8 protein-coding genes and 1 pseudogene are annotated in these 9,632 nt (G+C 63.5%); all 9 read right to left on the bottom strand.

What is annotated here, in order from left to right:
* Positions 1–1,884 (bottom strand): glycosyltransferase, encoded by a 1,884-nt coding sequence (locus tag SCI24_RS19385; RefSeq protein WP_318726937.1) that lies wholly within the window; start codon positions 1,882–1,884, stop codon positions 1–3.
* Complete coding sequence (locus SCI24_RS19380) at positions 1,775–2,656, bottom strand: hypothetical protein (protein WP_318726936.1); 882 nt, start codon at positions 2,654–2,656, stop codon at positions 1,775–1,777. The genes SCI24_RS19385 and SCI24_RS19380 overlap by 110 nt, the downstream gene beginning before the upstream one ends.
* Positions 2,657–2,703: 47 nt before the next feature.
* Positions 2,704–4,443: a class I SAM-dependent methyltransferase gene (locus SCI24_RS19375; RefSeq protein ID WP_318726935.1), complete on the bottom strand. Its 1,740-nt coding sequence runs from the start codon at positions 4,441–4,443 to the stop codon at positions 2,704–2,706.
* Positions 4,444–4,452: 9 nt separating this feature from the next.
* Positions 4,453–5,007 (bottom strand): dTDP-4-dehydrorhamnose 3,5-epimerase, encoded by a 555-nt coding sequence (gene rfbC, locus SCI24_RS19370; RefSeq protein ID WP_318726934.1) that lies wholly within the window; start codon positions 5,005–5,007, stop codon positions 4,453–4,455.
* Between the two features lie 17 nt (positions 5,008–5,024).
* A complete protein-coding gene (gene rfbA / locus SCI24_RS19365; RefSeq protein ID WP_318726933.1) occupies positions 5,025–5,921 on the bottom strand; it encodes a glucose-1-phosphate thymidylyltransferase RfbA in 897 nt (298 codons plus the stop codon).
* A gap of 59 nt (positions 5,922–5,980) precedes the next feature.
* Positions 5,981–6,937: a dTDP-4-dehydrorhamnose reductase gene (rfbD, locus tag SCI24_RS19360; RefSeq protein ID WP_318726932.1), complete on the bottom strand. Its 957-nt coding sequence runs from the start codon at positions 6,935–6,937 to the stop codon at positions 5,981–5,983.
* Positions 6,938–6,950: 13 nt separating this feature from the next.
* Complete coding sequence (locus SCI24_RS19355; protein WP_318726931.1) at positions 6,951–8,258, bottom strand: type II toxin-antitoxin system HipA family toxin; 1,308 nt, start codon at positions 8,256–8,258, stop codon at positions 6,951–6,953.
* A 3-nt stretch (positions 8,259–8,261) separates the two neighbouring features.
* Positions 8,262–8,513 (bottom strand): annotated as a pseudogene (locus SCI24_RS19350) (helix-turn-helix domain-containing protein); the annotation flags it as partial.
* Between the two features lie 79 nt (positions 8,514–8,592).
* Positions 8,593–9,632 (bottom strand): dTDP-glucose 4,6-dehydratase (rfbB, locus tag SCI24_RS19345; protein ID WP_412930241.1); only part of this gene is annotated, 1,040 nt, incomplete at its 5' end.

Below are 9,632 nucleotides of genomic sequence, written 5' to 3'. Positions count from 1 at the left end.
CTAGATGACCACATTAGCTCCTACTGGTAAAGCGCTACGAAGCCCGTCGTAGAGCGGTTTTTCATGCGTTTTCCCTGGCAGCAGCGCCTCCACGGCAGGGGTATGGGGTCCAAAGATCTTGATCCTAGCGTCGGGCAGCATGGACTCGAGATGACCGGCCATCGCCTCCAGGTCATCAAGCCCTTTCTTCGGCAGGTTGCTGCTCAGCATGCCTACTGAAGCAGCGCTGCCTTCAAGTGACGGTTCAGGAAGCGCCAGCAGCGCCGACATCTCGACGGTGTTGGGGACCACTGCCGTGGGCACTCCAGCGCCGAGCCATTTCGCAACATGCCGGGAGTTGGCGATGATCCCGGAGGCACTCTCCCGCACCCGCCTGCGCAAGCACGCCGGTGTGGCATTCAGCGTCTCGCAAAGTGCCGGGTCGTGCTCAGGCAACTCGCGAACATGCACCACGGCCGGCACTCCCAGCCCATGAGCCGCCACCAGGGGCTCATCCAGCACCAGGGTGTTGGCATGCATCAGGTCGACCCGGAAACGATGCATCAAGTCCTGGAAATGGCCAACCGTAGCCGGCTCGGGCACCTTGCCGTTCTGCCACCACCCATAGGGCAGGACGGCAACGGCCAGTGACACTGCCTGAAGCGAGCCCAGGTAGCCCCCATTCACCGCCGTCGGCAAGGCCACCACCAGATTCACCTCCAGGGCCATCAGCGCCCGAGCAATATCCAGCAGGCTGCGCTCCGCGCCGTAGAGGGTGGTGCCCGCCGCGTGGCCCACCAGCAGCAGTGTCGGCCTTCCCTCGCGGTGCGGCTGCCGACCCTCCAGGACCGGCAGCGGCTCATGGAGCCGTTCGCGGCCATGTCGCACAAAATGCTGCAGAGGAGTGAGCCGACTCTCCGCCAACCAATCCGCCACATCCGGATAACGCGCAAGATAGCCCGAGGCACTGAAGTTCGGGCCGGGATCGCGCCCTTCGGATGCCCCGACCTGCCAATAGTGTACCAGCGGCTCGATGCGCTGATGCTGAAGGTCGATATGGGTCCGGCAATACCAGCCTGGATCGCACAGCTCACAGGCCTGCAGCTCATCCATGGGATGCGTGAAGCGAACGGGCAACACCTGGCGGCATATGGCGGCAGGTGCCGCAAAGGGGCGATAACCAGGCTGGCGGGGAAGGTGGAGATCGGATGGGTGGGTAGCCGACGCATGCCAGCGCCGCGCACTGGCCATATAGTCGTGGCGCACCCCCACAAACTGGGTAACCAGGTGGGTCGCGCCGTGCTGACTCAGCGAGCCCTCATCGGCTCGCCCAAAGGCCAACGGTACGCCAGGCAGCACATCAACCACTGCCGAATCACCGAAGGCGGCCAACACCCGCTCGTGAAACTCGGTATCCGCATTGATCGTGACCTCGTCCCAGAAGCCCAGGGCATCGAACACCCGGCGGCGGAACATCAGCGAGGAGATATTGCGGTAGGTCCAGCCTTCCGGCTCGGTTCGCCAGCGGTGGAAGAACAGGGTCGGCGTGGCACGCACCCAGTGCGACAGGCACCCCAGCGCCTGCGGGGCCGCAAGCAGCGCCTCGACCTGGCGTGCCAGCTTCTCCGGATGCGACCAGTCATCGCTATCGTGGGTGGTGATGAGCTCACCCTGGGCCTCGGCCAGGCCGACGTTGCGTGCCGCATAGGCACCACGGTTCTCGCCCAGCCGCACCAGGCGCAGGCTTACGCCTTCGGGGCACTCGCCCGCGAAGCGCTCTACCACACATGCGCCGCTATCCTGGCTGGCATCGTCGACCACGATGATCTCCAGAGGTCGCCAGGTCTGAGCAAGCAGGCTGTGCAGCGCCGTGGCAATCGTTGCCTCGGCGTTGTAGAGCGGCACGATGACCGAGATAAGAGGGCGGGATTCGCCGGTCAGGGGTGAGGGGGGAGCGTCCTTCGGGCTGGTGAGGGGAGAGGGGTGAGGCGTGAGGCGTGAGGAGTAAGGAGTAAGGAGTGAGGTTATCGAGGCTCAGTGTCTTACCCGCATCCCGCAACGTCACCTCGTCCAGGCCGTGCCGGGCAAACGGCGCATTGATGGCCGCCAACCTCGCCGCCTCATCACCAAGCACCCGCTGAGCATTGGCCTCGGCCAGGCGGGTATCGGCCGCATCCGGAAAGTGCGCCCGAAGCTCACCAAGCACCTGCTTCAGTAGCGCCTCATCGCCCGCCCCCTGCTCTGCCAGCCGGCATAGCGCCTCGACCAGCAGCAGATAGATGCCCTGCCGGGGGCCACCGGCATCATTGCAGGAGCGCGACTTATCGATACCTTCCAGGAGCGCCACCACTTCCCGCCAATCTCCCTGCCAGGCGCGCCAGCGCGCCAGGGCCCAGCGGGCGTAGGCCTGCTCCTCCGGCGTGGCATCGGAATGATCAAGCAGGCCCTCAAGCCGCGGCGCCATCACCGCCTCGCCACCACGCCACAGATGGTGCTCCCAGGCCAGGGCACGGTTGCGACGCGGCAGGCGCCCCTCCGCCTTGCCGTGGCGGCAGTAGTGGACCCAGGGGTCCATTCCGGCGGCGGCAACGTCGGGGTACTCGGCCAGGTACCAGTTTTCATCGAACCAGGGCGGAGGGCCTTCCGCCGACTTCTTCGCCAGGCCAAGCCCTGCCACCAGTTGCCGGCCCAAACTCCGCAAGCGCTGACGCATTTCCCGTGGGTTCAGCGCACGCCTCCCGGCAGCGGCAAGCGCTGCTCGGAGCGTCCGAACTTCAGATAGTGCAACAACGGGTTCATGCCTGACTCGGCGACATCCAGGTACTCGGTCAGGTACCAGTGGCTATCGAAGTTCGGCCCGGGCGACCGTCCCTCCTGGCCACCGAAGCGCAGGAAGTGCTCCAGGGGCGGCATTCCAGCCCCTCGAACGTCGGGATAGGTCGCCAGATACCACTCGGCATCGAACAGCCCGGAGCCCTGCACCAGCTGGGCCTGGCGCTTGAGCTTGCGGGCATCCTTGCCACGCATGACGAAGCGCTCCACCAGGCGCGGCCTCTTTTCCTCCCCGGAGGCAGCCGGCGCTTCGGCCACCTGAGGTTGGCTGGCTTCTGGCGCTTCCTCGTCCTCTGCAGGCGCCTCGGCGGGGCGCTCTTCGAGCATCCTGGTCAGCTGGGCGATCTCATCGAAGCGTTGCGCCTGCTCGGCCTGCAGGAAGCGGTTCTCGGCTTCCAGCTGGTCGGCGCGCTCACGTAGTTCCGTCAGGCGGCGCCCATCCTGTTCACGCTCGACCGCGGCAACCTGCTCGACCTCCTGCCTGGCGGCGCGCTCCTTGTCGAACTCCGCCTCAAGCGTTGCCAGGCGCTCCTCGGCTCTCTTCCGACTTGCCTGCTGCTCGGCGACTTCCCGGTTGCGCTGATCCAGCGCTACCTTGAGCGACGTCACCTCCGCCTGCTGGTCGGCTCGGGCCTTGTCGGCCGCCTGCTTCAGGGCAGTCAGCTCGGCGGATACCGTCTTCAGCCGGGTTTCCAGCTCGGTATGAGCCTGCTCAAGGGCCCGACGCTCCTCGGCAGCTTGCGCCCTCGCCTGCTCTGCCTGTTCGCGCCGCTGGCGCTCTTGCTGTTCACGCTGTTCGGCACTTTCAAGTAGCTGGGTGAGGGTTGCCAACTCCCTGATGCGCTCATCTCGCTCGGCAATTGCCTGGGCGAGCTCTTCACTCGGCCGCTCCTCGGTGGACGAATCGCCTGCCGAGGCAGGGGCACAGGCCAACCCGAGGCGCGAAAAGACCTGCTGGATCAATCGCGCAGAAGGGTCGCGAGGCGAGAACGCCAGCAGTCGCGACACGACATCGGACTGTTGGTCGCCGACGGCCACGATGCCCAGGCCGGCGCCCTGCGCAAACAGGAAATGCGAATAATACCCCTTGAGATAGCGATAGAGCTCCGCGCCATGGCGGCTTCCCGTCCGGCCCTGAGCCTCGCTGATGACCACCAGCCCGGAGGGGGACAACTTGCGTTCCCACGCCTCCCAGTTCTCCAGCACCGCGGCGGCAGCACTCGGCGAGACATGCATCAGGTCCACATCGCCGTCATCCAGGGCCTGCAAGGCCTGCTGTTCGGTGGCCTGCTGCAGTGCAGAGAACTCCTGATACTGGGCGTCGTTATAGTCGAGCCAGGCCCGGCGTGGCGGCTGGGTGGTAAAGGCCAGGCTTTCACACAGCGGATTGAGGCGCTCAAGCGCCTGGCAGAAGGCGAAATACGCCACCGGCTCATCACACCCCAGCTCCACGACTCGCTGGGGGTGGTGAGCCTCGATCAGCCAGAAGGCCACCGGCACATGTGGATACCATGCCGAATCATCGGTGAACTTGGGCCGCCAGAACATCGACTGCAGCGACAGCTGAGGAATCAGCACCTGCTCGGAAACTCGCCGCTCACGGGCGGTATCGGTCATCAAGGATTGAGGCATCAGAACGGTTCAGTTGGTCTGTTCGTGAAAAGAGGGCGCGGCGGCATCGCGTGGCGAAAGCGTTGGCTCGCCTTTCCACTGCCAGAGCTCACGCCGCCAGTCGATGCCCAGCACGGCATCGTCCCAGCGGATGGCCCGCTCATGCCGGGGTGCATAGTAGTCGGTGGTCTTGTAGAACACATCGGCACTCTCGCTGAGCACCACGAAGCCATGGGCAAACCCCGGCGGCACCCACAGCTGCTGGTGGTTCTCGGCGTCCAGCAGCACACTAACCCAGCGGCCGAAGTCGGGAGACTCGCGGCGCAGGTCCACCGCCACATCGAGGATCTCGCCCTGCAGTACCCGCAGCAGCTTGCCCTGGGGCTGCTGGACCTGGTAGTGCAAGCCCCGCAGCACCCCCTGCGCGGAGCGAGAGTGGTTGTCCTGAACGAAGGAGACCTCCTCGCCGATGACCTCGTCAAAGGTGCGCCGATTATAGCTTTCCATGAAGAAGCCACGCGCATCACCGAAGACGTCGGGCGTCAGCAACTTCACATCGGGTATCTCCAGGGCAACGGCCTGCATAGGCAACTCCCTTCTCCTTATCGGTTGGCACCGTATCGACTGGCATTGTCGGCCACATTCAACAGGTAGCGGCCATAGTCGGTGTTGTGGAACGTCCGGCCGCGTGCCGCCAGGCTGTCGAGGCTGATCCAGCCCTGCTGCCAGGCGATCTCCTCCAGGCAGGCAATCTTGAGCCCCTGGCGATGCTCGATCGCCTGAACGTACTGGCTCGCCTCGAGCAGGCTGTCATGGGTGCCGGTATCCAGCCACACGAAACCCCGCCCCAGGCTGGCCACTTCAAGCTCGCCCATCTGCAGGTAGACGTTGTTCAGGCTGGTGATCTCCAGCTCGCCACGGGACGAGGGGGTTACCTCTCGGGCCAGCGAGACCACGCGATTGTCGTAGAAGTAGAGCCCCGTGACGGCATGGTTCGAGCGAGGGTTGTCCGGCTTCTCCTCGATCGATACCGCACGCCCGGATTCATCGAACTCCACCACCCCGAAGCGCCGCGGATCGTTCACATAGTGGCCGAACACCGTCGCTCCACTCGCCTGGGCAGCAGCCTGCCTCAGCTGGCCGGTGAAGTGCTGGCCATGAAAGAGGTTATCCCCCAGCACCAGGCAAACGGGGGAATCGCCGATAAACGCCTCGCCGATCAGGAAGGCCTGGGCCAGGCCCCCGGGGCTGGGTTGAACCGCATACTCCAGATGAACGCCGAAGGCCTCCCCGTTGCCCAACAGCCGCTGGAAGAGGGGCAGATCCTGCGGCGTGGTAATGATCAGGATCTCGCGAATTCCGGCCAGCATCAGCACCGAAAGCGGGTAATAGATCATCGGCTTGTCGTAGACAGGCAGCAGGTGCTTCGAGATCCCCAGCGTAAGCGGATAGAGCCGAGAGCCCGAGCCTCCTGCCAGCACAATACCCTTTCGCTCCATGCGAACACTCCTGTTCATCCTTTGGGCCAACAGGCAGACAACGCCCAGGCATATTCCTGCTAGCTGGCCAGCACCTCGGCCAGGGTCAGTGACAGCTGCTCCTGCCAATCAGGCATACACAGCCCCAATGCCTGTTCCAGCCGGGTCAGTGCCAGCCGCGAGTTCAGCGGCCTCGCTGCGGGCACAGGATACTCGGCACTGGAAATAGCTGCCACGCCTCCGGGTGAAATCGCCAACGGCTCCCCAAGCTCGCGTACCTGGCGGAAGATTTCGCACGCAAAGCCATGCCAGCTGGTTTCGCCGCGTGGCGCCAGGTGATAGATGCCTGATGGCATGTGGAGCGTGAGGGGGGAGCGCTTCGCTGGTGAGGGGTGAGCGCTTCGCTGGTGAGGGGTGAGGGGTGAGGGGGCAGGCGTTGCTCCCTTGTAAAGCGCCAAAGCCGTCACCTGAGCGATCAGCCGAGCCGGCGTCGGTGCCCCGACCTGGTCGCTGACCACCTTCAGCGCATCGCGCTCACGGCCCAGGCGCAGCATGGTCTTCATGAAGTTGTGGCCGCGCGCGCTGTAGACCCAGCTGGTGCGAAAGATCAGGTGCGCACAGCCGCTCGCCTGCACTGCCTCGTCCCCCTCAAGCTTGGTCTGGCCATACACGTTGAGCGGGCCAGTGGCGTCCTGCTCCTGCCAGGGTGTTTCACCGCTGCCTGGGTAGACGTAATCACTGGAGTAGTGCACCAGCCACTGACCTCGGCTTGCACAGTATGCGGCCAGTTGGGCAGGCAGCTCGGCGTTGAGCCGCCGCGCCAGCACAGGCTCGTCCTCGGCCCTGTCCACCGCGGTATAGGCCGCGGCGTTGACGATCAGCTCGGGCTGGTGAGAGTAGAGCCACCGATCCACTGCTACCGCATCGGCGAGGTCAAGGTCCTGGCGAGATGGCGCCATCACCGTACCCAACAGGCAAAGCTGGCGCTGCAGCTCGAAGCCAACCTGGCCACTGCCACCAGTGATCAGGATCTTCATGTTTGATGCATACTCAATTCGCCAATTCCTCTTCAAGTCGCTTGAGCTGTCGAGCCACTCTCTCCATGACAGGGTCACTAACAGTACTGGGAAAATGGCTGGGTAGCTGGGCCTCTACCTCGGCCATGGCGCTGTCTGCCCGATCGAGTATCCCCTCGATGATCGATAGGGTGCGTTGCCGCGAAAATCCCACCTGCTCAGCCGTGCTGACAAAGTGGCGTGACGCGATACGCGACCAGCGGTAGTGCCGATTCTTGCCCTTTACCGACATCGCCATCTTGGCTCTTTCTTCGGGGAGGCTGCCCCTTGCCATCAGTGGGTAGGCAGAGATCACGTCATACAGCGGGGTCATCCGGTAAGCCGTCTGCGGTTCAAGGAATATGCTGAAGTTCTTGGCATGCCCATCGATTGCGGCCAATACCCAGAACATGATCTGGGCCTTGAAGAAGGTGTCCCGATCTTGCAGTGCCTGTTGTGAACCCAGCAGTAGCGCCATGCCCGCCTTGATCCCAGGCCCTCCGTCGCTTTCATACTTGAGTGCTGGGGCGACCCCGAGGGCCTGGCAGAAGTCTTCTTGTGGTAGCCGCATCAACCAGCGTCTGTCGCTTGACCAGCGTCGGTCGAACCGCTCGACCACCAGCACACTCTGGGCCCCGTAGCGTGCCAGCTCGGCTTTCGCTACCGGCAGCCCGAAAGCCTCCAGAATCTTCAGGCATAGCCACTCATTCTCATTGCTGTCACGAAGATCGATATTGCTGTGACTGAGAAAGCCAATCGGCAGCTTGAAGATATGGCTGGTAGGCGTAGCGAATAGCGGGCGATGCCAGCCTTCCCGGAACCAAAGCAGTGCCATCTTCTCCTGCGCACCGGCTAGCGAGATACGGAAATCGCCATCTCGTGTCATGCCAAGCGGTAGCTCTCGATAGCGGCAAAGTAGTGACGCTATCTCGTCATCACTCAAGCGTTCAGCCACCACCTGGTGAACATCGGGTATGGTGTCTGTTTCAGGATACAGCTGAATGGCGCCGACGCAGTCCCGACCGATGGCGGCCAGCAGATCGAAAGGATGCCCCGTCGACAGTTGGAACCTAGCCTGCATTCTGGCGCGGATGGCATCAGAGTCCGGCAACAGGTTATCGAAGAAGTTGTAGACTCGCTCACCGTGATAACTGGCCTGAGAGAGCGGTAACGAAAGCGATATGGCGCGTGCCCCCGGGCGTTGCACCCATTCCGGGAGATAGCGGAATGACAAGGCACCGGAGCGTGCAAGACTGAGCAGGCCTACCTCGATACCGTTGAGCGCCACCACCAGATTCGCCACGCGCTACCACTCCTCGCCCCAGATCTGACCGCCGTGGTTCTGATCTCTCTCGGTCACATGCATTTCCAGACCGAGCGCCGCCATCAGCTTGAAGAGAGTGTCCACTCGGCTTCTCTCGGGGTGATTCTCGAATGCCGATACCGTCGCCTGCTTGATTCCCACGGCCTGAGCGGCCTCACTTTGGGTCAGGCCACCCCGGACACGGGCCTCCTTGAACGCCTGGGCCAGACTATCTGCAGAGGTAATCTTCATTTCTTCCTCATCCTCTAAAGCGGATACGCTTTATGCTATCCCCTGAAAGGGATAATCTCAATATTATCCGCTGAAGGGTATGTCACAGCGCCCCCAGCCGCTCGCCCTGATAGCTGCCATCCAGCACCCGCTGCCACCATTCTCGGTTCTTCAGGTACCACTCCACCGTCTTGCGCAGGCCGGTCTCGAAGGTCTCCTGCGGCACCCAGCCCAGCTCGCGCTCGATCTTGCCGGCGTCGATGGCGTAGCGCAGGTCGTGGCCGGGGCGGTCTTTCACGAAGGTGATCAAGCTGGAAGCTGGAAGCTGGAAGCTGGAAGAGGCGGGCCTGAGTTCGTCCACCAACGAGCAGACCGCCTCCACCACCTCGAGGTTGGTCTTCTCGTTATGGCCGCCGATGTTGTAGGTCTCCCCCACCTGACCTTCGATGGCCACCTTGATCAACGCGCGGGCGTGGTCTTCCACGTAGAGCCAGTCGCGGATCTGCTGGCCGTCGCCGTAGACCGGCAGCGGCTTGCCGGCCAGGGCATTGAGGACCATCAGCGGGATCAGCTTCTCGGGGAACTGGCAGGGCCCATAGTTGTTGGAGCAGTTGGTAATCAGCGTGGGCAGGCCGAAGGTCCGCTGCCAGGCGCGTACCAGATGGTCGGAGCCGGCCTTGCTGGCGGAGTACGGCGAGCTGGGGGAATAGGGCGTGGTTTCGGTGAATAGTGAGTGGTGAGTAGTGAGGGGTGAGGGGTCACCATTCACCATTCTCAATTCACCATTCACAGGCGCCTCTGGCACCCCCAAGTCGCCATACACCTCATCCGTCGAGACATGGTGGAAACGAAAGCCGGCGGCCTTGGCCGGGTCGCTCTCCTGCAAGGCCTTCCAGTAGCCACGGGCGGCCTCCAGCAGCACCGAGGTGCCGACCAGATTCGTCTGGATAAACGCGGCAGGCCCGTCGATGGAACGATCCACGTGGCTCTCTGCGGCCAGGTGCATCACCACGTCCGGCCGATACTCGTCGAAGACGCGATGCATCGCCGGCGCATCGCAGATATCAGTCGGGTAGACCGGGCGATTGCTCGACCCGGCCCCCCTCAGATCCGGGCATGCGCAATTGACGCACCCGGCTCCTC

Origin of the sequence: Halomonas sp., from assembly GCF_033549285.1 — a bacterium.
In the GTDB taxonomy this organism is placed as follows: Bacteria; Pseudomonadota; Gammaproteobacteria; order Pseudomonadales; family Halomonadaceae; genus Halomonas.
The sequence above is the reverse complement of the archived record's forward strand: the minus strand, read 5'-3'. Positions and strand labels throughout refer to the sequence as shown.